Source organism: Serratia sp. JSRIV001 (assembly GCF_019968745.1).
Classification (GTDB): Bacteria; Pseudomonadota; Gammaproteobacteria; order Enterobacterales; family Enterobacteriaceae; genus Chania; species Chania fonticola_B.
The window spans coordinates 1,992,393-2,016,560 of the sequence record NZ_CP074147.1; the positions used below are offsets into that span (position 1 = coordinate 1,992,393).

At 48.9% G+C, this 24,168-nt stretch carries 22 protein-coding genes and 1 other annotated feature; of the genes, 13 read left to right on the forward strand and 9 right to left on the reverse strand.

All coding sequences use genetic code 11. The features are described from left to right. From rfbC to gndA, 11 genes are all read left to right on the forward strand, one after another. Positions 1–537, forward strand: a complete 537-nt coding sequence (rfbC, locus tag KGP17_RS09075) for a dTDP-4-dehydrorhamnose 3,5-epimerase (protein ID WP_021805020.1) — start codon at positions 1–3, stop codon at positions 535–537. After that, entirely contained in the window at positions 534–1,400 is an 867-nt protein-coding gene (gene rfbD, locus KGP17_RS09080) for a dTDP-4-dehydrorhamnose reductase (RefSeq protein ID WP_021805019.1), read from the forward strand. The genes rfbC and rfbD overlap by 4 nt, the downstream gene beginning before the upstream one ends. Before the next feature lie 816 nt (positions 1,401–2,216). After that, entirely contained in the window at positions 2,217–3,038 is an 822-nt protein-coding gene (locus tag KGP17_RS09085; RefSeq protein WP_021805018.1) for an ABC transporter permease, read from the forward strand. Further along, on the forward strand, positions 3,028–4,389 hold the full coding sequence (locus tag KGP17_RS09090; RefSeq protein ID WP_115159853.1) for an ABC transporter ATP-binding protein: 1,362 nt from the start codon (positions 3,028–3,030) through the stop codon (positions 4,387–4,389). Before KGP17_RS09085 ends, KGP17_RS09090 begins: the two co-directional genes overlap by 11 nt. A 2-nt stretch (positions 4,390–4,391) precedes the next feature. Further along, entirely contained in the window at positions 4,392–6,356 is a 1,965-nt protein-coding gene (locus tag KGP17_RS09095) for a bifunctional 2-polyprenyl-6-hydroxyphenol methylase/3-demethylubiquinol 3-O-methyltransferase UbiG (protein WP_223499196.1), read from the forward strand. Between the two features lies 1 nt (position 6,357). Then, positions 6,358–7,980 (forward strand): glycosyltransferase, encoded by a 1,623-nt coding sequence (locus KGP17_RS09100; RefSeq protein ID WP_223499197.1) that lies wholly within the window; start codon positions 6,358–6,360, stop codon positions 7,978–7,980. Between the two features lie 7 nt (positions 7,981–7,987). After that, positions 7,988–9,244: a glycosyltransferase gene (locus KGP17_RS09105; protein WP_021805014.1), complete on the forward strand. Its 1,257-nt coding sequence runs from the start codon at positions 7,988–7,990 to the stop codon at positions 9,242–9,244. Positions 9,245–9,474: 230 nt separating this feature from the next. Continuing rightward, the gene (locus KGP17_RS09110) at positions 9,475–10,323 is read left to right on the forward strand and encodes a glycosyltransferase (protein ID WP_223499198.1); all 849 of its coding nucleotides are present in this window, start codon (positions 9,475–9,477) and stop codon (positions 10,321–10,323) included. Positions 10,324–10,422: 99 nt separating this feature from the next. Beyond that, positions 10,423–10,740: an acyltransferase gene (locus KGP17_RS27905; RefSeq protein WP_256444958.1), complete on the forward strand. Its 318-nt coding sequence runs from the start codon at positions 10,423–10,425 to the stop codon at positions 10,738–10,740. Between the two features lie 8 nt (positions 10,741–10,748). Beyond that, positions 10,749–11,537 (forward strand): acyltransferase, encoded by a 789-nt coding sequence (locus KGP17_RS09115; RefSeq protein ID WP_256444959.1) that lies wholly within the window; start codon positions 10,749–10,751, stop codon positions 11,535–11,537. Positions 11,538–11,726: 189 nt separating this feature from the next. After that, on the forward strand, positions 11,727–13,133 hold the full coding sequence (gene gndA / locus KGP17_RS09120) for an NADP-dependent phosphogluconate dehydrogenase (RefSeq protein WP_021805011.1): 1,407 nt from the start codon (positions 11,727–11,729) through the stop codon (positions 13,131–13,133). Positions 13,134–13,207: 74 nt separating this feature from the next. On the opposite strand, the gene hisIE is transcribed toward gndA, so the two are convergent. From hisIE to hisL, 9 genes are all read right to left on the reverse strand, one after another. Then, a complete protein-coding gene (hisIE, locus tag KGP17_RS09125; protein WP_021805010.1) occupies positions 13,208–13,825 on the reverse strand; it encodes a bifunctional phosphoribosyl-AMP cyclohydrolase/phosphoribosyl-ATP diphosphatase HisIE in 618 nt (205 codons plus the stop codon). Beyond that, complete coding sequence (hisF, locus tag KGP17_RS09130) at positions 13,819–14,595, reverse strand: imidazole glycerol phosphate synthase subunit HisF (protein ID WP_021179972.1); 777 nt, start codon at positions 14,593–14,595, stop codon at positions 13,819–13,821. Before hisF ends, hisIE begins: the two co-directional genes overlap by 7 nt. Further along, entirely contained in the window at positions 14,577–15,314 is a 738-nt protein-coding gene (gene hisA, locus KGP17_RS09135) for a 1-(5-phosphoribosyl)-5-[(5-phosphoribosylamino)methylideneamino]imidazole-4-carboxamide isomerase (RefSeq protein ID WP_179249717.1), read from the reverse strand. Before hisA ends, hisF begins: the two co-directional genes overlap by 19 nt. A 5-nt stretch (positions 15,315–15,319) precedes the next feature. Beyond that, positions 15,320–15,910 carry an imidazole glycerol phosphate synthase subunit HisH gene (gene hisH, locus KGP17_RS09140; protein ID WP_021179970.1) on the reverse strand — a complete coding sequence of 197 codons (591 nt, stop codon included), beginning with the start codon at positions 15,908–15,910 and terminating at the stop codon, positions 15,320–15,322. Continuing rightward, positions 15,910–16,977: a bifunctional histidinol-phosphatase/imidazoleglycerol-phosphate dehydratase HisB gene (gene hisB, locus KGP17_RS09145; RefSeq protein ID WP_021179969.1), complete on the reverse strand. Its 1,068-nt coding sequence runs from the start codon at positions 16,975–16,977 to the stop codon at positions 15,910–15,912. The genes hisH and hisB overlap by 1 nt, the downstream gene beginning before the upstream one ends. An 8-nt stretch (positions 16,978–16,985) precedes the next feature. After that, positions 16,986–18,050 carry a histidinol-phosphate transaminase gene (gene hisC / locus KGP17_RS09150; protein WP_223499199.1) on the reverse strand — a complete coding sequence of 355 codons (1,065 nt, stop codon included), beginning with the start codon at positions 18,048–18,050 and terminating at the stop codon, positions 16,986–16,988. Beyond that, on the reverse strand, positions 18,047–19,354 hold the full coding sequence (hisD, locus tag KGP17_RS09155; protein ID WP_223499200.1) for a histidinol dehydrogenase: 1,308 nt from the start codon (positions 19,352–19,354) through the stop codon (positions 18,047–18,049). Before hisD ends, hisC begins: the two co-directional genes overlap by 4 nt. Before the next feature lie 4 nt (positions 19,355–19,358). Beyond that, positions 19,359–20,258, reverse strand: coding sequence for an ATP phosphoribosyltransferase (gene hisG / locus KGP17_RS09160; protein ID WP_021179966.1), 900 nt, complete (start codon positions 20,256–20,258; stop codon positions 19,359–19,361). A 69-nt stretch (positions 20,259–20,327) separates the two neighbouring features. Further along, positions 20,328–20,463: a sequence feature (His leader region), on the reverse strand. Then, a complete protein-coding gene (gene hisL / locus KGP17_RS09165) occupies positions 20,439–20,486 on the reverse strand; it encodes a his operon leader peptide (protein ID WP_100396937.1) in 48 nt (15 codons plus the stop codon). Its footprint overlaps the feature before it by 25 nt. 283 nt (positions 20,487–20,769) lie before the next feature. Between hisL and KGP17_RS09170 the strand changes: the two genes are divergently transcribed. Continuing rightward, a complete protein-coding gene (locus KGP17_RS09170; RefSeq protein WP_024528609.1) occupies positions 20,770–21,594 on the forward strand; it encodes an SDR family oxidoreductase in 825 nt (274 codons plus the stop codon). 398 nt (positions 21,595–21,992) lie between these two features. Then, positions 21,993–24,086: a TonB-dependent receptor PqqU gene (pqqU, locus tag KGP17_RS09175; RefSeq protein WP_223499621.1), complete on the forward strand. Its 2,094-nt coding sequence runs from the start codon at positions 21,993–21,995 to the stop codon at positions 24,084–24,086. The last annotated feature ends 82 nt before the right edge of the window (positions 24,087–24,168 follow it).

Here is a 24,168-nt window from a genome sequence, read left to right on the forward strand (position 1 = left end):
ATGCAAGTCACAGATACCAAAATCGATGGTGTGAAGATTATTCAACCCAAGGTATTTGGCGATGCACGAGGCTTTTTCCTTGAGACGTTTGAAAAGAGACGTTACCAGGAAATGTTAGATATCGATCTGGATTTTGTTCAGGATAACCACTCGCGTTCATCACGCGGTGTGCTGCGTGGCCTGCATTTCCAAAAGATAAATCCTCAGGGTAAATTAGTACGAGTGGTGCGTGGTGAAGTGTTTGATGTCGCGGTTGATATCCGTCCAGGCTCTCCAACGTACGGTGCTTGGGAAGGGGTGATCCTTTCCGAAGAAAACAAAACCCAGTTTTGGGTCCCACCGGGCTTGGCTCATGGTTTTGTTGTACTTTCTGATGTCGCAGACTTTGAATATAAATGTACGGACTATTACAATCCTGCACATGAAGGCTGTCTGTTATGGAACGATCCAGCGGTGGGGATCGAGTGGCCATTAGAGAATCCACTACTCTCTGAAAAAGATAAAATTGGCAAACTGTTTAAGGAGCTAGGCCAATGAAGGTTTTGTTGACCGGCGCCAATGGGCAATTAGGGCGTTGCTTTATCGATCGCCTACCTGCAGGTTGGGAAGTACTAGCAACCGACAGTGATTCTTTAGATATTACTGATTTCGAGAAGGTTAAGCAGACCACACTTACCTTCCTGCCTGATGTGATAGTGAATGCTGCAGCTTATACCGCCGTAGATAAAGCGGAAAATGATTGTGAAATGGCTAAGCTGATCAACGAACAAGGGCCTAAAAACCTGGCTTTGGCAGCCCAAATTGCCAATTGCCGACTGGTTCATGTATCAACAGACTATGTCTTTGATGGTCTCGCTGATACGCCGTACTGCGAAAATGACACAACCAACCCGTTAGGCGTTTATGGTAAGACTAAACTCGATGGTGAGATTGCTGTCATGGTTACCCAGCCAGAAGCTATCATTATCCGTACCGCGTGGGTATTCAGTGAGTATGGCAACAATTTCGTGAAAACCATGCTGCGTCTGGCGCAAGATCGCGACGTTTTGGGCATTGTATCAGACCAACGCGGTTGCCCAACTTACGCTGGTGATATTGCTGCCGCCATCATCGACTTGCTGAAAGCTGATGCGGAAGGTGGCATTTATCATTTCTGCGGTGACAAAGATGTTACCTGGAACGAATTCGCCGAATTTATCTTCGCTTCTGCGTGTGAGCAAGGCCTTTTGACCCGTAGCCCTAAGGTTAACGCTATCACCACCGATCAATACCCAACTCCAGCACAAAGACCGAAGTATTCGCTGTTAAATTGCGAAAAAATCAAAGCGTGTGGAGTTGTGCTATCCCAGTGGCAAGATAGAGTCGGCAATGTAGTCAAGAGCTGTTCGGATCTAGCATAGAAAGTTAGTAAGTGCATTGCGTCGTGCCCAGCGAACCGGCTGGGCACAGCCGACTACGTTTAAGATACCGATCTCAAAACATCTAGTAACCTATATCCTTATGATTATATTCAATAATATCCCTCCCTGCATCCCCCTATCATTTGTCCACTGAACACCTATTCGAAGACGTTTCCTTACTCAATAAAAGCCGTTGGTCCATATCATTGCTAGTGAGCTGGTTGTTTTTACCGCTATTCAATTAAGAACATACTGAAACTATCAAGAATCTAAAGGTGTTTTAATCGATATGGTGGTAGCATATGGCCCGAAGTTTTGTGTGGACGAACCCAGATAGTCTATTTTAGCTGTTATGGCAAGTAGTCTGTCCCTCTTCGGGGAAAAATCCACTCTAAAGGTAAGATATATCTATTGGCTACTGCATGCCAAGGGCGGTAGCGTGCCTTTTTTTGGGCAATCTGATGGAGATATTGGTTGAAAATACTGGATTTTCATGACGTTGACGCAATATTCAACATGCTATATTAATGGGATTTTTCTTATTGACTATTCCCATTGTTTGCACTAGTGGTTTTTCGTTTTACTGAGTATTGATTCCTTTTTTAAATGGCACAAACTGTGGGGAATTAATGAACATGGCAAGTGTCCTCTATTGTGGTAAAGGGCGGAGATACAACCAACCAATTATCGTCTATAGGAAATTACTCATATGCATTTCAGGTTTATGAATGACCAATTATAATTCGATATATAAACCCATGTGAACCATTTCCAGGTAATCTGTGTGAGTTCAGCAATAATTATTGGAATATTTTGATGAAAAAAAGCAACAGTTCATCACCAATCGCTATAGTATCGAGCTTTTGGCTGCATAGAAAACTTATTCTTAATCTAACCAAAAGAGAAGTGTCTGGCAGATATAAAGGTTCGGTTTTTGGCATTCTTTGGTCTTTCTTTAACCCTATCTTTATGCTGGTGGTTTATACTTTTGTCTTTAGTTTTATCTTTAACGCGCGTTGGAGTACAGAGAGTACCTCCAGAGCTGAGTTTGCATTGGTGTTATTTGCCGGGTTGATTGTTTTTAACTTTTTCAGCGAATGCGCAATAAAATCACCAGGATTAATATTATCTAATGTAAACTATGTCAAGAAGGTGATTTTCCCATTAGAAATACTACCCATAATTAGCGCATGTTCCGCATTGTTTCATGCAGCAATAAGTATTGTTGTTTGGCTGATCTTTTATACTTTTGAAGCTGGCATTCCACATATTACTGTGTTTCTGCTTCCAGTTATATTATTACCATTGTTCATTTTTGTTACCGGTGTAGGTTGGTTGCTGTCTTCTTTAGGCGTATTTTTGCGAGATGTAGGGCAAATGATTACGATTTTGGTCACTGCACTTATGTTCTTATCGCCTATATTTTATCCAATTACCGCTATTCCAGAAAAGTATAGGCCGCTGCTAAATCTTAATCCTTTAGCACCTGCTATCGCACAATTCCGAGATGTCATGTATTTTGGTGTTACTCCTTCTTTGGTTAGTTATATCATCTATTTAGTCGGTTGCTTGGTTTTTGCCTGGTTCGGTTTTTTTGTTTTCCAAAAAACGAGAAAGGGATTTGCAGATGTCCTCTGATAATATAGCTATCAGCATTAAAGACATAAGAAAATGTTTCTATGTCTATAATAATCCGCATGACAGATTAAAACAGTTTGTATTGCCGAAATTAAAACGCCTTATCACTAGTGAATCAGAAAATTACTATAAAGAATTCTGGGCGTTAAATGGTATCTCTTTTGACGTTATGAAAGGCGAGACCGTTGGTCTTATTGGCAAAAATGGCAGTGGCAAATCTACCCTTTTGCAGGTTATTTGCGGTACGTTGACTGCGACCAGTGGTACTGTGGAGACAACAGGCCGAATAGCTGCCCTACTTGAGTTAGGTTCAGGATTCAACCCCGAGTTTACCGGAAGAGAAAATATCTATCTTAACGCTGCAATTTTGGGTCTTTCCAAATCGGAAATCGATAATAAATTCGATGCTATTGCCGCCTTTGCTGATATCGGAGACTTTATTGAACAGCCGGTCAAAACCTACTCTAGCGGTATGGTGGTCAGGCTGGCCTTTGCAGTGCAGGCACAAGTCGATCCTGATATCCTTATTGTCGATGAGGCTTTGGCCGTTGGCGATGCTAAGTTTCAAGCGAAGTGTTTTGACCGTTTAAGACAGTTGAAGAATAATGGAACTAGTATCCTGCTAGTGACCCACTCTGGTGAGCAGATTGTCACGCATTGCGACAAAGCGGTTCTTCTTAGTGGTGGAAATAAGTTGTATCAAGGTTCTCCTAAAGTTGCTGTCAATAAGTATATGGATATACTGTTTGGCAAAACCCAGAGTCCAGCCAAAGATGATGTGGTAACTGAAGCTAGTGCCCAAGGTAACAATACCCAAAACTCAGCGTCATCTGTTGCGTCGGGTTTGAGCTTGGATGCAGACTGCTTTAATACCAAGGCTAATTATAATAAAAACGAATATCGCTGGGGTGATCGTGCCGCTTCCTGGTTAGATTATCAATTATTTGCTGGTGAACGCCTTAACCCTGCAACTGTTTATGCTGACGAAAAGATAAAAATTCGGTGTTCAATTTATTTCGAAAAGAATATACATAACCCTATCATTGGTTTTGCAGTGAAAACCAAGGAAGGAGTGACTGTATATAATACAAATTCACATTTGCTAAATGAAGATACCCTTCAACATGGTCGGGAAAATACCCACTCAATTGTTGAATTTGAATTCGATAACAAACTAGGCGCTGGTGATTATTTCATTTCTTTAGGGATCGCCTCTATGAAGGATAATGAGGTGGTACCGCATGATAGGCGATACGATGTAATTCATTTCCTTGTGCCAACTGTGGAATCTTTTTCAGGGATGACAAACTTAGAACTAAACCTAAAAATTAACTCTTCATTTGGTAAATAATTATGTTTTTAGATACTAACCTTTATTCTTTTCGCGAAGCTTCAGGCGTCTGGGCTCGTATTGATTACACTGGTATTCCTTATAGCGATGGCGATGCTCAAGAAAATCTACTATTAAATATCGTCAACAATACTAAAGATCGAAGCGTATCATCTCCGGAACTAAGAGCACAGTGTTCTGATTGGGTAACCACCTATCATTTTTCCAGCTTACGTTCTAATTTACTGCGGCCATTAAATTCGCTCTTCACCCCAGGCGTCAAAATACTTGAGATAGGTGCCGGCTGTGGTGCGATTACTCGTTTCTTGGGAGAGTCGGGAGCCGAGGTTCTTGCTCTTGAAGGTAGCCTAAGACGTGCTGCAATAGCACGAGCCAGAACGCTGGACCTGGCCAATGTAACCGTTGTCAGTGAACGTTTCGACGACTTTGAATGTGAAGATAAATTTGATGTGATTACCTTGATTGGCGTACTTGAATACTCCAATTTGTTCAGCCAAGGTAGTGATAGCGCCATCAGCATGCTTAACAACATCAAAGCGCGTCTCAAACCTGATGGTAAATTATTGATCGCGATCGAAAACCAGTTGGGACTCAAATATTTTGCTGGTGCGCGGGAGGATCATATTGGGCAGGTTATGTATGGCATTGAAGGTCGCTATACGAAGCAGCAGGCTGAAACCTACGGTCATCATGTCTTGCTAGAGAAGCTTGCAACGGTAGGGTTATCTTCAGTACAGACGTTATTGCCTTTCCCTGATTATAAACTGCCTGTATCGGTGGTAACGGAGGCAGGTGCCAACAGTGATGAGTTTGATGCCTCTGTTTTTGCCACTCAGTCAGTTCGCGCCGATATGCAGTTGCCAGAGAAGCTGCATTTAATTCCTGAGCTAGCATGGCCTGTTGTTTTCAATAACAAACTAGCGGTTGAAATGAGCAACTCTTTCCTATTGGTTGCCAGTAATACCGCTGCGGAGGTTTTTGATAAAAATCTGCTTGCTGTGCATTATGGTGGGGAAAGGCACCGTCCATTTAGCAAAAAGACGGTTTTTAAATATACCGCGGAAAATCAGGTTGTTGTTAAAAGAGAGTTGCTGAGTGACGTCTTGGCTCCGGATGATAAACTTATCGGCTTTAGACTTGATGGTTATGAAACCTATATCAAAGGCCCCTCATTATCGACAGAGTTTATCAAGATTGTGACGACTCCGGGGTGGTCAATGGAGTACGTAGCTGGCTATTTCCGTTATTATATCGAGTGTCTGGAAATAGCACTGCGTGGTGAAGGGGTGAGTTATGATGAATTTACCCAGAGTACCATGTTACCTCCGACTTATCTGGATGCAATTCCGTCCAACTTTGTCATCGATGCAGAAGGGCAACCTCGCTATTTTGAACGTGAATGGTTGGCAAAAGAAGGGTTAACCGTTGGCCACTTGGTTTTCCGTGCGGCCTTGTCCCTACTAGGTAAGATTTCTTGCTTTGCAATTCCTGATTCTGGCTCTTCTCTTACACGGGGGGAGTTCATCCAGCAGCTTTTTGAGGCTTTGTCTTTCTCTGCTGATAAATCCTTGCTTGACGATTATCTCCAGTTAGAGTCTGCATTACATGCTTTCTCAACGGGAGAACAGGAAAGTTCACTCATAACCTGGTACCCGGAACATGTTTTACCCGGTCTCTATGAGGTGAATGATGCTGAATGTGTTTCCATGTCTTTTACCCAGATAAAAGAGAGCCTGCACCAAGCGAAAGAAGTGATTGCCAGCCAGCAGCAATCCAAAGACATTGCTGAAAAACTGGCTCATGACAGGCTCGCTGAAATTGCAGCTTTGCACAATGCAAAAGATATTGCTGAACGTTTTGCATATGAGCGATTAGATAAAATTCATAAGTTGGAAGCTGAGTTACAGATGTATCAGTCTGGAGTTTTAGGGAAATTCTCCAGACTCATTAAAGGTAATAGGAACTGAGATGAGTAAACTGCATTGGTCGATCGATTACTTTGTACAACAAAATGGAACTATCTTCAGCTATGGATGGATTTTTCATGAAGATAAAAGTATTACCAAGCTTTGTTTATCTTTGCCCGAAAGTGATACTGATAATGTTCTGAAAATCGACTATGGGAAGTGCAGGGATGATGTAGGTGCTTATTTTTCAAGCTTTGAACAAGCCAAGCATTCTGGATATATTATTTATGGTTCATTTGGTTCAGAAGCTAAGATTGTAGATCTAAAATTGTTATGTACCTATTCAGATGGTTCGACTGAAAGCGTTGAGATACCAGACAGTTGTCTAAATGTAACTATAGATGTGGATAGTGGCGGAGCAACATCGAAGAAACTGATTTTTAAACAGTTTACGGTGTTGCTAAAACGTGCCTTCATGTTGATAAAATCTGGCAAATTTTCATTATTATATGAAAAATTCAGTCGGTATAAAAATAAAACTCCGAGTAAAAACCTTGGTTCACCTAATGATATTGTTGCATTTCTCAACCCTGCAGAAAGAGAACGAGTCATCTTTTTAATCGATCATGATTTGGGTGGTGGGGTTAACCATTATAGAAATCGATTGATTCAAGAAAAAATGAGTGTTGGTTACTCGGCACTGGTGCTTTCTTTTGATATAACTACATTATCTTATAAGTTAATCGTTCGCGGTGAAAAAGGCGAGTTTAAGTTTAAAATACCTGGTTATAAATTTATCTATGACTTGCTTGCCTTCGTAAATATAAAAGAGATTGTCTATAATACAGGTGTTTCATTTACAAATCCGGAAGAAATACCAGGTTTTCTTATCGGCTTAAAAATGAAAACTAATGCTCAACTGATGACTCAGGCCCATGATCTCTTCCCGTTATGTCCTTCCCACTTCCTGATTAACGACCAAGGGAAGTATTGTGACATACCGGATCCGTCAGTTTGTGCTTCATGTTTACGTAACAATACCTTTGGATTCACTACTTTATTTGAATCAAATGATATCGAAGAGTGGCGGGACAAGTGGGGGGGATTGATGATCGCCTCTGACAAAATTGTTACTTTTTCTCAAAACACTCTGGGTCTCTATCGGCGTGTTTACCCGCAGATCCAAGAAGAGAATGCGGTTGTTATTCCTCATACTGTAGATTACCTCCCAGCTAAGGCGAATATACAGCAGACACAGCAGTTGAAAATAGGTGTCGTCGGAATAATCGGTTATCATAAGGGGGCGCAAATTGTTAAGGAGTTGGCTCAAGAAATAAAAGATAAGCAATACCCTGCGGAAATAGTTATTGTTGGTACCGTTGAATCATCCTGTCCTGCTGATATTGTTACTCAAACTGGGGCATACAAGCATGATGAGTTGCCAAGTTTACTTGAAAAGCATGGTGTTAATATAATTTTATTCCCATCTATTTGGCCTGAAACGTTTTCTTATGTGGTTCAGGAAATGATGGAGCTAGGTTATCCTGTTGCTAGTTTTGATCTGGGAGCGCCAGCTGAACGCCTTAGAACTTATCAAGATGGTTTAGTCTTGTCTTCTATGTCAGCTGGAATCGTATTGCAAGAGTTGGTAAAATTTCACCGGCAAGTATATTCAATCCAATGAGGCAGATATGTCTGAAGTTCATGTTTTTACCAGTGCGGCATTCAATTACATTCCTAAAGTGAGAATGCTTTTTCAGTCCATCAGGAAATATCACCCAGAATGGACTATTCATCTTGCTTTAGCCGATGAAAAAAGGCCCGAAATTGACTTGAGCAACGAGCCTTTTGATGAAGTTGTTTCCGTTTCTGAATTGGATATACCTGATTGGAAAGGTTGGGCTTATTGCCATACCATCGTTGAACTGGCGACGGCCATCAAGCCTTTCATGTTAGCGCGATTGTTACAGTTACCAGGCTGCAAGAAAGTTATCTATCTTGATCCAGACACGGTGGTTTTCTCACGCCTGGATGATATCCTGGAAGCTCTTGATTCAGCGAATGTGGTGTTGACTCCACATCAAACCAAGCCAGAGACTTCGTTGTCAGCGGTAATGGATAATGAAATTTGCAGCCTGAAACACGGTGTTTACAACCTTGGATTCTGCGCAGTTGCCGCGACAGATGTAGGCCTGTCATTCGCTAAATGGTGGGGGGAGCGTATCTATCACTTCTGCCGCGCGGACATTCCTAATGGTTTGTTTACTGACCAGCGCTGGATTGATCTGGTACCTGCATTCTTTACTGATGTTGCTATTATGCGTTCTAGCCGTCACAACGTTGCGACATGGAACCTGACCACCCGTGAATTTACTATTGATCCTCAAGGTAACTATTTTGTCGATGGTGAACCGCTAGGCTTCTACCACTTTACCGGTTTCGACAGTGGTGCGCATAGGATCATGGCATCCAAAAATGCGGGTGAAAACTCTGATGTGCATAAACTTATTGATTGGTATGACGATCAAACCAAGAACTTGGCTCAGGATCCATTAGCTAAGGTGGTTTGGGCATATGGTCAGCACTCTGACGGCTCGGCAATTTCTAAAGCGCAACGTATCGTTTACCGCGAACGAATTGACCTACAGAATGCTTTCCCAACGCCTTTTGACGTCACTACCTATAATCAATGGTGGATTACGCAAGGTGCAAAAGAGTATCCTGAGCTGTTTGACCCACAAACCAAAGATGAAGCTTTACGCCAATTCAGTATTGTTCTGACCCCTGGTTTCCGTGGTGGTAATGCTGAATTCGATAAAGATCGGTTTGTGAGTATGATAAAGCGTTCCCTGACAAATCCACGGGTTGGTATGACTCTAGGTAAAAGAGGTTGGGAAGTGCTTAAAAATGAAGGTATTAAAGGCATCAAGCGCCGCTTTCTGAACTAAAATATCTGATCAATTATCTATGCCCTGTATTAAACCAAACGTTTATAAAATACAGGGCTTTTTTCTTTTTCTGACGATGAAAGGTTTTTAACTGACTGATTTTAAAATACTATTGATACTGGCTGATATATGATTTTTCGGATGATACATTTAGTGGATTTTTAGGAGGTAACATGATGGAGTCGTTATGTGTTCGCCGGAATACCCACGTACTTAATTTGGTGTTTTAAGTGAAAATAATTGCATCTCTTGTGTTGTATCGACATGAGTATCAATCTGTAAGCAGAACCTTAACCTCCTTGTTAGAGGAGGAGAGTGTTTCAAAGCTGGTTATTGTAGATAATGGCGCGTATTGCCACTGGTTGCTAGAACTGGATAATCCCAAAATTGAAGTTATTCGCGTTCAGGAGAATGCAGGCTTCGGTGCTGGCCATAATCAGGTATTTTCTCGCTTCGAAGAGCACACAGGCCATTTTTTAATTTGTAATCCAGATATTGATTTTGAGAAAGGTGAAGTGGATAAGCTATATCAATTTTGCCTACAAGGTAATATTGACTTGGCTGTTCCCAAAATTGTTTACCCTGATGGGCGTTTACAACATGCGTGTAAAACATTGCCATCACCTTATCAATTATTTATGCGGAGATTTATCTCTCAATTTACCAGTTCGCTGAATCAAGACTACGAACTCCATTCTGCGGATTATAGTAAACCGTTCTTCGCACCTTCGCTTTCTGGTTGCTTTATGTTAGTGAGTAATAAGGCTGTTCGTGACGTTGGTTATTTTGATACGCGCTTCTTTCTCTACCTTGAAGATGTTGATTTGTCAAGGAGAATTTGCGAAAACCACAGGGTAAGCTATTGTCCTGACTCGGTTGTTGTTCACGAGTCACAGCGACGTTCTTACAGAGATAAGCGTTTTTTAGCTTACCATATTATTTCTGCCGTGAAATACTTCAATAAGTGGGGATGGTTCTTCGACCAACAAAGAAAGGATTTAAATAATCGTTGTTTAAGTAAACTCCCTAGAGCTGAAAATAACATGCCGCAATTTGCTCGTGTTGAGGATGATAAGTAAACTAACTCGGTATTGTTAGGTATCTTCTTACTTTAGGTGTAATCGATAAAAATAACATATCGTTCCTTGTTGGTTCTCTTATTAAAGGTAATAATAAAAATGTCTGTGGCCAAAGCCGAAAAGATAAATGTCAAATATCACTTTGACTCTATAGATATTTTAAGGGGTTTCGCTGCAATATCTGTCGTTGTTTACCATGTGATCGAGCACTTCAATTGGTCATCATTTCCTACCAGCGGACCTCTTCTTTGGTTCCGATTTGGTTGGATGGGCGTTGACATGTTTTTTGTGATTTCCGGTTTTGTTATCGCCATGTCTGCTTTTAAACAACTGGAGAACAATGGGACTGAAAAATTCATACCGTCCTTTATGAAAAGGCGATTGCGTAGAATTGTCCCATTACATTACATTACTTGACGTTAATAGTGTTTGTTATTTTCATATCACCTACGCTACTTTTTAATGATTTTGCATTAAATATATCTACTCACCTTCTGTTTATTCATAATCTTAATTACAATTTGCATGGGGCAATCAATGGAAGCAACTGGTCTTTAGGTGTGGAGATGCAGTTTTATATTTTCATTGCTTTGTTTGCTGGTTGGCTGAAGCGTGTTCCTTGGTGGGTGTTATTGCTGTCTGCCTTGACCGTATCATATGCGTGGAGATTTGCTGCTTTTTCATTGATAAACTTAGATCAACCTCTTGGTGTGTTTAAATTATTTGTTAGTGCCACCCAACTCCCAGGGATGCTTGATGAGTTTGCCATTGGTATCCTTTTGGCCAGATTGATAACCTCTGATCTTGGGGTGAAAATAGTGTCTAATCGAAGATACTCTACGGTCTCTTTGATGGCTATTGCGGCGCTCTTAACAACAGTAGCCCTATCAATTTATCTAGAATATGCATCATTCTGGAACTATCCATGGATGGTGGTATTTTTCCGAACGTTGTTGGCATCAGCATTCGGCATGATCATTCTGTCTCTGTGTTCTCTTAAAGTAACACCGATTCTTAAGAGAGTTTTATATCCACTTTATTATTGTGGCACTATCTCTTATGGCATCTACCTTTGGCATCTACCCATTCTGCTATCTGTCAAAAAACTTGATTGGCTATCCCATGGGCAGTCGCTCACGCTAGTTTTAGCCTTAACATTAGTGATGGCTTCGCTTTCATGGCACTTCTTTGAAAAACACTTTATGAAAAAGTAGTGGCTAATCAGGCGTCCAGTAGATGAGAACTTGAAGTCAATCGCCCAAGTACACTCTTTATGCAATTATGTGACCTATCGCACCAATCACTACCCAGCGAACACAATCCTGAGTTAACATGTTGGCCACATCAAAAACCTGTTGGCCAAGAGCCGTGATACAGGTGTCATCCTCAGACAGGAGTTCCTAATGTCCAAACAGCAAATCGGCGTTGTCGGCATGGCGGTGATGGGCCGCAATCTGGCTTTGAACATCGAAAGCCGTGGCTATACCGTTTCTATCTTTAACCGTTCAGGCGACAAGACTGACGAAGTTATCGCAGAGAACCCGGGCAAAAACCTGGTGCCGCACTACACCGTCGAAGAGTTTGTTGCATCGCTGGAAACACCGCGCCGCATTTTGCTGATGGTAAAAGCGGGCGAAGCTACGGACAAGACCATTGCCTCGCTGACTCCGCACCTGGATAAAGGCGATATCCTGATCGACGGTGGTAACACCTACTATCAGGACACTATCCGTCGTAACCGCGAGCTGTCTGCTCAGGGCTTCAACTTTATTGGCACCGGCGTTTCCGGTGGCGAAGAAGGGGCGCTGAAAGGGCCTTCAATCATGCCTGGTGGCCAGAAAGAAGCTTACGAGCTGGTGGCACCAATCCTGAAGAAAATCGCCGCTGTGGCCGAAGGTGAGCCATGCGTAGCCTATATCGGTGCCGACGGTGCTGGCCACTACGTGAAGATGGTGCACAACGGTATCGAATATGGCGACATGCAGCTGATCGCAGAAGCCTACTCCTTGCTGAAGCAGGCGCTGAATCTGAACAACGAGCAGTTGGCTGACACCTTCGCCGAGTGGAACAAGGGCGAACTGAACAGCTACCTGATCGACATCACCAAAGACATCTTCACCAAGAAAGACGAAGAGGGTAAATACCTGGTTGATGTGATCCTCGATGAAGCGGCCAACAAAGGCACCGGCAAATGGACCAGCCAGAGCTCTCTGGATCTGGGCGAGCCACTGTCATTGATCACCGAGTCTGTGTTCGCACGTTACCTGTCTTCTCTGAAAGACCAGCGCGTAGCGGCTTCTAAAGTCCTGACCGGCCCGAAAGTTGCAGCCTTCAGCGGCGAGAAAGCCGAGTTTGTAGAGAAAGTTCGTCGCGCTCTGTACCTGGGTAAAATCGTTTCCTATGCGCAAGGCTTCTCTCAGTTGAAAGCGGCCTCCAAGGAAAACAACTGGGATCTGAACTACGGCGAAATTGCCAAGATCTTCCGTGCCGGCTGCATCATCCGCGCTCAGTTCCTGCAGAAGATCACCGATGCCTACGCTGAGAATGCCGACATCGCCAACCTGCTGTTGGCACCTTACTTTAAACAAATCGCCGATGAGTATCAGCAGGCGCTGCGTGACGTGGTTTCCTATGCGGTGCAGAACGGCATCCCAACGCCAACCTTCTCTGCGGCGATCGCGTACTACGACAGCTACCGCTCTGCGGTGCTGCCTGCCAACCTGATCCAGGCGCAGCGTGACTACTTCGGTGCTCACACTTATAAGCGTACCGACAAAGAAGGCGTGTTCCATACCGAATGGATGGAATAACCTCGCACGTTGAACGATAAAAAAAGCCGCCGAGGTTAACGCCCGGCGGCTTTTTTATTACCTGCAAAACAGGATTATTTCTTTTCGTGCCGCTCGCGCAGGCGGCCAATCACCTTGCTCAAATCCAGCTCCTGATCCTGCAACAGCACCAGCAGGTGGTAAATCAGGTCGGAAGCTTCGTTGGTCAGCTCTTCGCGATCGTTCACCGTTGCGGCCAGGGCGGTTTCTACGCCTTCCTCACCCACCTTCTGCGCAATGCGCTTGGTGCCGCTGGCATACAGCTTGGCAGTGTATGAGCTATCCGGGCTGGCGGTTTTGCGCGAAGCCAGCAATTGCTCAAGCTGGTACAGGAAGCCCCAATCGCTGCTTGCCGGATGGAAGCAACTGTCGTTGCCCAAATGGCAGGTTGGGCCGATTGGGTTGGCCAGGATCAGCAGGGTATCGTTATCGCAGTCTGGCGTAATGCTGACCACGTTAAGGAAGTTGCCTGAGCTTTCGCCTTTGGTCCACAGGCGCTGCTTGGTGCGTGAGAAGAACGTCACCTTGCCGGTTTGCTCGGTCACGTCTAGAGCTGCCTGATCCATATAGCCCAGCATCAGCACTTCGCCGGAAACGGCATGTTGTACGATTGCCGGCATCAGGTTGTCGGTTTTTGCCCAATCCAGCTTAGCTTTCTGTTGTTCTGTTAACACACGCGTATCTCCACGCCTTTCTCTGCCAGGAACCGTTTCAGTTCGCCGATATTGATGATTTGCTTATGGAATACCGAAGCCGCCAGCGCGCCGTCAACGTCGGCATCCCGGAAGGCTTCCAGGAAGTGTTCCATGGTACCGGCACCGCCGGAGGCGATCAGTGGCACCTTGCACACCTCACGTACCCGCTTCAGCTGTTCCAGATCGTAACCGTTGCGTACGCCATCCTGGTTCATCATGTTGAGCACAATCTCCCCAGCGCCACGCTTTTGCACTTCCTGCACCCAATCGAGGGTTTGCCACTCGGTGACTCGGGTGCGGCTTTCATCGCCGGTATATTGGTTGACGTGGTATTTGCCGGTTGCGGCTTCATACCAGGTGTCGATCCCGACCACGATGCACTGCACGCCAAAGCGATCTGCCAGGCGGCTGATTAGCGTTGGGTCGGCCAGTGCAGGTGAGTTGATGGAGATCTTGTCCGCCCCAAAGGAGAGGATCTGGCTGGCGTCTTCGGCACTCTTGATGCCCCCGGCCACGCAGAACGGAATATCGATCACTTCCGCAACCCGTGATACCCAGCTTTTATCAACCACCCGGCCATCGCTGGAGGCGGTGATATCGTAAAAGACCAGTTCGTCGGCGCCTTCCTGCGCGTAGCGCTGGGCCAGCGGCACGATATCGCCAATGATTTCGTGGTTACGGAATTGCACGCCCTTGACCACTTGCCCGTCCTTGACGTCCAGACAAGGGATTATCCGTTTTGCCAGCATGCGATAGCCTCCTCAACGCTGAATTTACCATCCAACAGGGCGCGTCCGACGATCACCCCTTCCACACCACTGCCACGCAACTGGGCGATATCGTCCAGGTTGCCGATGCCGCCAGAAGCCTGGAAGGCGATCTGCGGATAACGTTGGCACACTTCCTGATACAGCCCCACGTTAGAACCTTTCAGCGTACCGTCGCGTGAGATATCGGTGCACAGCACGTGCTTCAGGCCAAACGGCAGATATTGCTCAACCACCTGTTCCAGCGTGGCCTCCGAGTCTTCCTGCCAGCCGCTGATAGCCACGTTCTTGCGGCCTGCGGCGTCGATGCGTACGTCCAGCGCCAGCACCATGGCATCGGCACCGTAGCGTTCAAACCAGCCCTGTACCATCTCTGGCTGCCTGACTGCGGTGGAGCCGATGACCACGCGCGTGGCTCCGGCTTCCAGCAGCGCGGCAACGTCTTGTTCGTTACGAATACCGCCGCCAACCTGTACTGGCACGCTTACCCCGGCCAGCAGTTTACGCAACAGCGGGATCTGGCGAGCCGCCGGGTCTTTGGCCCCGGTCAAATCAACCAGGTGTAAAACTTGCGCCCCTTGCTGCTGATAGTCTTGCAGACGCAGCAGCGGATCGTTGCCGTAGTCGCGCTGTTGGCCGTAATCGCCCTGATGCAGGCGCACTACGTTACCGTCGATCAAATCCAAAGCGGGAATAATCATGCTGCCTACATCTCCAGAAAGTTCTTCAACAGTTGCGCCCCGGCGTTGCCAGATCGCTCTGGATGAAACTGCACGCCAAAGAAGTTGTCTTTTTGTACGGCGGCGGTGAAGGGCTCGCCGTAGTTCGCCTGAGCGATGGTGCTTGAGCATATCGGCATCGCATAACTGTGAACGAAGTAAAAGTAAGCACCATCCTCGATGCCGCGGAACAGATGATCGCCGGCCTGCGCCGTAACCTGGTTCCAGCCCATATGGGGCAAAGGCAGGCCAAAATCGGTCATCTGTGTTACCGGAGTATCGATAATCCCTAACGTTTTGATACCCCCATTTTCTTCACTGCTGGCTGCCAGCAACTGCATGCCCAGGCAGATCCCCAGCACAGGCTGGGTACAGGCTTTAATCAGATCGATCAGGTCGCGCTGTTCCAACTGGTCCATCGCCGCCTGTGCAGTACCCACACCAGGCAGAAACAGTTTGTCGGCGCGCAGCACGATCTCTGGATCGCGGCTCACCTGTGGCTGATAGCCCAGGCGTTGCACCGCATAGTTGACCGAGGCGAGGTTGGCGCAGCCGGTGTCCAGGATCACCACGTTCATCACAGCACTCCTTTCGAGCTAGGCAGCGTATTGCCCTCAACGCGGATCGCCTGGCGTAGCGTGCGGCCAAACACCTTGAACAGGCTTTCGACGCGGTGATGGTCGTTTTTGCCTTTGGTCCGCAGGTGCAGGGTGCAGCCCATGGTGTAAGACAGCGAGCGGAAGAAGTGCTCGATCATCTCGGTGCTAAGATCGCCTACGCGTTGGTAGTTGAACTCGGCTTTATATTCCAGGTGCGGGCGACCGGAGATATCCAGTGCGCAACGGGCCAGGCATTCATCCATCGGCAACACGAAGCCGAAGCGTGCGATGCCGCGTTTGTCGCCCAGGGCTTTACTTAGAGCTTCGCCCAGCGCCAATCCGGTGTCTTCTACCGTGTGGTGATCGTCGATGTACAGATCGCCGTTCACCTGAATATCCATCCGGAAGCCGCCGTGGGTGGCGATCTGATCCAGCATGTGGTCGAAGAAGCCGACGCCGGTCTTGATCTTGCTGCCGCCTTCGCGATCCAGCCAGACCTTAACGTCAATCTGCGTTTCTTTGGTCACGCGGTTAACGTGCGCATAGCGATCGCGTTTGGTCAGTTGTTGGGTGATGGCCTGCCAGCCCAGCGCCTGACGCTGATACAGCAGCCCCTGAATACCCATATTGGCCGCCAGTTGGATATCGGTTTGACGATCGCCAATCACATAGCTGTTGGCCACGTCGATCACGCCCGGCTCCAGATAGCCTTTGACCATGGCGACCTTCGGTTTACGACATTCGCAATGGTCTTCCGGCTTGTGCGGGCAGATCAGGATATCGTCAAATTTGACGCCCTGTGAGCTGAGGATCTGCATCATCAGGTTGTGCGGTGGATCGAAGGTTTCCTGCGGGAAGCTGGCGGTGCCGAGGCCGTCCTGATTGGTAATCATCACCAGGGTGAAACCGGCTTGCTGCAAGGCCAGCAGGGCAGGGATCACTTCCGGCTCCAGCGCCAGTTTATCCAGGCGGTCGACCTGGAAATCTTCCGGGGGTTCAGCAATCAGCGTGCCGTCACGGTCAATAAAGAGATATTTTTGGCTCACGTTGGCTCCTATGCGCCGGGCAGAGTATTGAGTGCGTCAACGACGCGCTGGCATTCGGTACGGGTGCCGATGGTGATCCGCAGGCAACCGGACAGGCCAGGCTGTTTATTTTGGTCTCGCAAGATAATGCCCTGATCCCATAAGGTTTTAAAGACATGACTTGAGGCGGTAAAGCGAACCAGCAGGTAATTGCTGTCACTGGTGAAGACTTGCTCGACACAGGCGCAGTCTTGTAACGCCTGCTGTAGCCAGCTGCGGTTGGCGGCAATCTCGGTGACGCGCTGGCGCATAACGCGGATCCCCTCGGTGCTCAGCGCCTGGGCGGCGATATCGGCCACCGGGGTTGAGAGCGGATACGGGGCAATCACTTTCAGCAGCAGGGCGATCACGTCCTCATTGGCAAGGGTAAAGCCACAGCGCAGGCCAGCCAGGGCGAAGGCTTTGGACAGCGTGCGTAATACTACCAGGTGCGGATAATCGCTCAGCCAGCTAGCAACCGACGCCTGCGGGCAGAATTCGATATAAGCTTCATCGATGGCGACGATAGCTTTGCCTTTGGCCAGTTCCAGCAGGTTACGCAGATCGTTGGGATCGAGCAGGTTACCGGTCGGGTTATTCGGGCTGCAGGCGTAGATCAGCTTGACGTTATCCAGGCTGGCAGCAATGGCAGGCAGATCGAGCTGCCAATCTTGTTTGGCTTCGACCGTACGGCGCTCTACGCCAAACGTCTCGGCGCTGACGGCGTACATGCCGTAAGTCGGTGGGCAGAACAGGATAGCGTCCTGGCCTGGCTCGCAGAAGGCACGGATCAGCAATTCGATACCTTCATCTGCGCCACGGCTGACCAACACCTGTTCTTTATTCACCCCGGCGTAGGCAGCGTAACGCTCAATCACCAGTGCGGGTTGGCATTCTGGGTAACGGTTGAAGGTCTGGGCGGTCAGTTGGAACTCTGGCGCAATCGGGTATTCGTTGGCATTCAGCCAGACGTCACCCTTGCCACCAAGGCGGCGGGCCGACTGATACGGGGTCAGCTCGCGCACGTTTTTGCGTGCTAATTCTTCGATGCTCATGCTTGCTCCTTCAGCGCGGCGACGCGTAGGGTCACGGCGTTTTTGTGGGCGACCAGTTGCTCGGCGGCAGCCAGGATCTCAATGGTCGGGGCCAGGGTCATAAAGCCTTGTGGCGTCAGTTCCTGTACCGTCATGCGCTTTTGGAAATCCGCCAGCCCCAGGCTAGAGCAGGTGGCGGTATAGCCATAGGTTGGCAGCACGTGGTTGGTGCCTGAAGCATAATCCCCGGCGGACTCCGGCGACCAGTCACCAAGGAACACCGAGCCGGCACTGGTGATGCTGTCCACCAGATCGCGCGCGCTGCGGGTCTGAATAATCAGGTGCTCAGGGCCGTACTGGTTGCTGATGGCGACACACTCGGCCAAATCCTTCGCCACAATCAGGCGGCTGCTGGCCAGAGCCTGGCGAGCGGTTTCTGCCCGTGGCAGTTGTGCCAGCTGTTGCTCAACCGCCATGGCGACCGCTTCGGCCATCGTGGCGTCTGGGGTTAACAGAATGACCTGTGAATCCGGGCCATGCTCGGCCTGAGACAGCAGATCGGAAGCGACAAACGCCGGGGTTGCGCCGCTGTCTGCGATCACCAGCACTTCGGAAGGGCCAGCAGGCATATCGATGGCCGCACCGTCCAACCGTTGGCTGATCTGACGTTTGGCTTCGGTGACGAAGGCGTTGCCCGGCCCGAAGATTTTCGCTACCCGTGGTACCGAATCCGTGCCAAACGCCATGGCGGCGATCGCCTGCGCGCCTCCAACCTGGAACACTTCCTGCACGCCACAGAGTTTGGCGGCATACAGGATCTCATCGGCGATCGGCGGTGGTGAACACAGCACCACGCGGCGGCAACCGGCAATGCGTGCCGGGGTCGCCAACATCAATACCGTGGAGAACAGCGGTGCTGAGCCACCAGGAATATACAGACCCACCGAATCGATTGGGCGGGTCACCTGTTGACAACGCACGCCGGGCAGGGTTTCTACGTCCACCGCTGGCAGTTGTTGTGCATTGTGGAAGGTTTCCACGTTGGCGACGGCTACGGCCATCGCCTGTTTGATCTCGTCACCCAGACGGGCGCAGGCCTGGTCAATCTGCTCTGCCGTTACGCGTAATGCCGCGACTTCGGTTTTATCAAACTTGGCGCTGTACTCACGTAGCGCGCTGTCCCCATTGGCTTTCACGTTATCGAGGATCTCGCGCACCGTGCGGGTGATGCTGTCCGAAGCCGAAATGGCCGGACGCATCAGCAACTCCGCGCGCTGTTCCGCGCTGCAGCTGCCCCAATTGACGACGGTATTGAAGTTTGGCATGGCGTTACTCCATCATCTTCTCAATTGGCAGCACCAGAATGGAGCTGGCACCCAGGGCTTTGAGTTTTTCCATGGTTTCCCAGAACAGGGTCTCACTGCTGACCATGTGCATCGCTACGCGGTTCTGAGAGCCTGCCAGTGGCAGAATGGTAGGGCGCTCGGCACCCGGCAGCAGCGCGACGATTTCATCCAGGCGTTCGCTTGGCGCGTGCAGCATGATGTATTTGGATTCGCGCGCCTGGATCACGCCCTGGATGCGGGTCATCAGGCGGTCGATCAACTGTTGTTTGGCTTCCGGCATTTCACCGTCACGCTGGATCAGGCAGGCCTTCGAGCGGTAAATCACTTCCACTTCACGCAGGCCGTTGGCTTCCAGGGTGGCACCGGTAGACACCAGGTCACAGATAGCGTCTGCCAAGCCTGCGCGCGGAGCCACTTCCACCGAGCCGTTCAGCAGGCAGGATTTAAAACGAACGCCCTGTTTATCGAGGTATTGCTTTAGCAGGTGCGGGTAAGAGGTTGCGATGCGGGAGTCTTGCAGGCTTTGCGGGCCGGAGTATTCGCTATCCAGCGAGGTGGCCAGCGACAGGCGGCAACCCCCAAAATCCAGGCGGCGCAGCGTGAAGTAACGCGGGTCTTCGCCCTGAGCACGGCGGTTGAGCAGTTCCTCTTCCAGCACGTTCTCACCGATGATGCCCAGATCCACCACGCCATCCATCACCAGGCCAGGGATATCGTCATCACGTACACGCAGGATATCGATCGGCATATTCTCGGCGAAGGCAATCAGGCGTTGTTGCTGCAGGTTGATCTTGATGCCGCAGCGGGCCAGCAATTCCTGAGACTCTTCGCTCAGGCGGCCTGATTTCTGCATGGCGATACGTAAACGTGTTTTGTCCAACATGGTAACCTCTGTTTAATCTGTAATTTTATGAATTTGTTATTAAAATTATATTTTCTGTCTGTCCGGAGCCAAAAAAAACCCTCGGAAGATATCTTCCGAGGGCTCTTTCTTGCGTTTAGTTCGTTCTACGCGCCACTGGAAGATTCGAGAATCGTCTTCCAGCACACATCGCCTGAAAGACTAGTCAGGATGATGGTGATGATGGTGGTTGAACTGAACGCGAGTCATGTCATTTCTCTTTAAAATTGGGTCAGCCAGTGCTGAGGTGCTAATTAAGCTAAACTATCCGTTGTATAACTTGCAACCCTTTTTTGTGGTTATGAATTTAATTTATTGAAAGCGACTGAGTTATTAGCCGGACGCAGCTTTACTCAACCTTAAGGTTAACCGATTGTAACCACCAGCGCGGTGGCGTAGCCTAGGGGAGTATCCGACTATCGCCTGCGGTGTGGCAAGGGGTCCTCTGCAACGGTGAAGTTGGGCTTGTTAGTCGATTCTTAGGGGCATACTGATGAAAAAAGTCGCCATTGTGGGTCTGGGTTGGTTAGGGATGCCGCTGGCTTTATCGTTAATGGGCCACGGGTATGAAGTGGTTGGCAGTAAAACTACTCCGGATGGGGTAGAAGCCGCGCGGATGAGTGGTATCGAATGTTATCGCCTAGAACTGACGCCGGAGCTGATTTGCGAAGCTCACGATCTGGAACAGCTGTTGTACACGGATGCGTTGGTGATCACTCTGCCAGCCAGCCGCACCGTCGAGGGGAGCGCAAGCTACTTTGATGCCGTACGTATGCTGGTAGACAGCGCGATAGCGTTTGGTGTGCCGCATATTATCTTTACCAGCTCCACCTCGGTTTACGGTGAAACCACCGGCACCGTTCGGGAAGATTCGCCGCTCAAGCCGGTGACGTCGGCTGGCCGGGTGCTGGAAGAGTTGGAGCTTTGGCTGCATCAATTGCCCAACACGTCGGTGGACGTTTTGCGCTTGGCAGGGCTGGTGGGTGGGGATCGGCATCCAGGGCGTTTCCTGGCGGGTAAGGTTGACGTCAAGGGCGGTTCGCACGGGGTCAATCTGGTGCATCAGGATGACGTAATCGCGGCCATTCAACTGCTACTGAAGCTGCCGAAGGGCGGGCACACCTATAATCTTTGTGCGCCAGGCCATCCGCTCAAACGTGATTTCTACCCGGCGCTAGCCGAGCAATTGCATCTGCAACCTCCGCAGTTTGCGCAAGAAGATGAACAAGAAGGGCGGCTGGTGGACGGTAGCCGTATCTGTAACGAGCTGGGGTTTGAATATCAATACCCAGACCCGAATCGCATGCCGATCGGTTAACACAATCAAACTGTCCCGCAGCTTGCGGGGCAGTATCCCTCTAAAATAACTTTGCTTATTTTTAATCTGTCAGTTTGATTATTAAACTCGACTAAATTACAAGGAAATTAATTTTACGCATTGATATTGAAAGTAATAATCTAAATCCTTCCTATTCCCTTTCCTGATAAACATCATCTATATTTATCATTCGTGTAAAATTCGAGTTAACGGAAGTTTGATTTTCTCTCCGCTATTTTCAAATTGTTGCGATAAGTATTAACATACGCTCGGTTTTTTCTAAAAGGTACCTATCCTCTCAAGCGTCTAATGGCAGTTTTTACATGAATTTTATTAATAAAAAAAATACAGCGATCTCACCTATCGCCATTTCTGCGCTGTTACCTTGCGCTCTGTGTATGACGGTAAACGTACAGGCCAGCGATCGGGCAGTGGACCCATCTTCCATGGTGGTTACGGCCAAGCGCAGCGGTCTTTCAGAATTGAGTACTCCGGCTGCGGTTAGCGTGCTTAATGGCGATGAACTTCGTCAGGCCAGGCCGCAGATTAATCTCTCCGAAGGGCTGGGCAGCGTGCCGGGGCTGCAAATTCAAAATCGCCAGAATTATGCGCAAGATTTGCAACTGTCAATCCGTGGATTTGGCTCGCGCTCAATGTACGGAGTACGCGGCGTACGTATTTATGTGGATGGTATTCCTGCCACCATGCCGGATGGTCAGGGGCAAACGTCGAATATCGATCTCAATTCAGTGGATAAGGTGGAGGTCCTGCGTGGGCCATTTTCCGCTCTGTATGGCAACGCTTCCGGCGGCGTCATCAACGTAGAGACCGAAACCGGCCAACAGCCGGACAAGATTGAAGCGGGCATGTATAGCGGTAGTGACGGCACCTGGCGCTACGGCATGAAAGCCAGCGGTGCAACCGGCGATGGCACGCACGCAGGTGACGTGAACTACGCCGTCTCCGCGACGCGTTTTACCACCGAAGGTTTCCGCGACCACAGTGGGGCACGCAAGAACCTGGGTAACGCGCGTTTGGGTGTGCGCATTGATGATGTCAGCACGCTGACGCTGTTGTTTAACTCGGTGGATATTAATGCCGACGATCCCGGTGGTTTAACCGAAGCCGAATGGCACGACAATCCGCGCCAGGCACCAAGAGCAGATCAATACAACACGCGTAAAACCATTTCTCAGACCCAGGCCGGGTTACGCTATGAACGCCAGATGAGCGCCAATGACGATCTGAGCATCATGACTTACGCCGGTGAGCGGGAAACCACGCAGTATCAGTCAATTCCTGTAGCCGTACAGCAGCGTAGTGAACAACATCCCGGCGGAGTGATCTCTCTGGCGCGTCATTACCAGGGCATCGATACTCGCTGGACTCATCGCGGTGAAATCGCCACGTTGCCCTTCAGCGTGACGGGCGGGCTCGACTACGAAACCATGACCGAGCAGCGCAAAGGCTATGAGAATTTCACGGTAGTCAACGGTATTAACGAATTGGGGGCCAAGGGGAATCTACGGCGGGATGAACGCAACCTAATGTGGAATGTGGACCCTTATCTGCAAACGTCCTGGAACCTGACCCAACGTTTGACGCTGGATGCTGGGGTACGCTTCAGCACCGTCAATTTCGACTCCAACGATCGCTATATTACCGGCAGTAATGGTGATGACAGTGGCGATGCCCGCTATCACCAGTGGCTGCCAGTAGGCTCGCTCAACTATGCGTTGACCAAGGCCTGGAATGTGTATGCTTCCGCCGGGCGTGGTTTTGAAACCCCAACCATCAATGAACTCTCTTATCGCCCAGGTGGCGTGGCGGGGCTCAATCTCGGTCTAAAACCTGCTACCAGCGATACCGTTGAGCTGGGAAGCAAGACCCGTGTAGGCAACGGCCTGTTCAGCGCGGCGCTGTTCCAAACCGATACCAAAAACGAAATTGTCGTTGATGAGAGCAGCAACGGGCGCACCAGCTACAAGAATGCGGGGCAAACCCGTCGCCGTGGGCTGGAGTTAGCGCTGGATCAACAGTTCAGCTACGACTGGCGTCTGCAAATGGCTTGGACGCTGCTGGATGCCACTTACCGTGATGATGTCTGCGGTGACAACATCTGTTCTGCCGCAAAGCAGGTGCCGAAGGGCAACCGCCTGCCGGGGATTGCCCGCAATATGGGGTACGCCTCGCTGGCCTGGTCGCCGCCGCAGGGTTGGTTCGCCGGTGCTGAACTGCGCTACATGAGCGATATCCAGACCAACGATCAGAATTCACAGCAGGCACCGTCCTACACCGTGGCGGCGCTGAATACCGGTTATCGCTACCCGGTAGGGAACTGGCAATTTACCGTTTTTGGCCGGGTGGACAATCTGTTTGATCGCCAGTACGTCGGCTCGGTGATTGTCAACGAAGGCAATGGCCGCTATTTCGAACCCGCTCCAGGCAGAAACTGGGGTGGGGGCATGAGTGTTGCTTATTCATTTGAGTAGTAAGCAGTAGTACAGCGGGGAACCTAACCCCCGTTGAGTTGTTATCTTGGGATGGTTATTTATTACACCAGTGAGTGCGCCA

Coding starts and splice junctions, on each gene's coding strand:
- rfbC (WP_021805020.1), top strand. CDS start 1: ATGCAAGTCACAGATACCAAAATCGATGGTGTGAAGATTATTCAACCC.
- rfbD (WP_021805019.1), top strand. CDS start 534: ATGAAGGTTTTGTTGACCGGCGCCAATGGGCAATTAGGGCGTTGCTTT.
- KGP17_RS09085 (WP_021805018.1), top strand. CDS start 2,217: ATGAAAAAAAGCAACAGTTCATCACCAATCGCTATAGTATCGAGCTTT.
- KGP17_RS09090 (WP_115159853.1), top strand. CDS start 3,028: ATGTCCTCTGATAATATAGCTATCAGCATTAAAGACATAAGAAAATGT.
- KGP17_RS09095 (WP_223499196.1), top strand. CDS start 4,392: ATGTTTTTAGATACTAACCTTTATTCTTTTCGCGAAGCTTCAGGCGTC.
- KGP17_RS09100 (WP_223499197.1), top strand. CDS start 6,358: ATGAGTAAACTGCATTGGTCGATCGATTACTTTGTACAACAAAATGGA.
- KGP17_RS09105 (WP_021805014.1), top strand. CDS start 7,988: ATGTCTGAAGTTCATGTTTTTACCAGTGCGGCATTCAATTACATTCCT.
- KGP17_RS27905 (WP_256444958.1), top strand. CDS start 10,423: ATGTCTGTGGCCAAAGCCGAAAAGATAAATGTCAAATATCACTTTGAC.
- gndA (WP_021805011.1), top strand. CDS start 11,727: ATGTCCAAACAGCAAATCGGCGTTGTCGGCATGGCGGTGATGGGCCGC.
- hisF (WP_021179972.1), bottom strand. CDS start 14,595: ATGCTGGCAAAACGGATAATCCCTTGTCTGGACGTCAAGGACGGGCAA.
- hisA (WP_179249717.1), bottom strand. CDS start 15,314: ATGATTATTCCCGCTTTGGATTTGATCGACGGTAACGTAGTGCGCCTG.
- hisH (WP_021179970.1), bottom strand. CDS start 15,910: ATGAACGTGGTGATCCTGGACACCGGCTGCGCCAACCTCGCCTCGGTC.
- hisC (WP_223499199.1), bottom strand. CDS start 18,050: ATGAGCATCGAAGAATTAGCACGCAAAAACGTGCGCGAGCTGACCCCG.
- hisD (WP_223499200.1), bottom strand. CDS start 19,354: ATGCCAAACTTCAATACCGTCGTCAATTGGGGCAGCTGCAGCGCGGAA.
- hisG (WP_021179966.1), bottom strand. CDS start 20,258: ATGTTGGACAAAACACGTTTACGTATCGCCATGCAGAAATCAGGCCGC.
- KGP17_RS09170 (WP_024528609.1), top strand. CDS start 20,770: ATGAAAAAAGTCGCCATTGTGGGTCTGGGTTGGTTAGGGATGCCGCTG.
- pqqU (WP_223499621.1), top strand. CDS start 21,993: ATGACGGTAAACGTACAGGCCAGCGATCGGGCAGTGGACCCATCTTCC.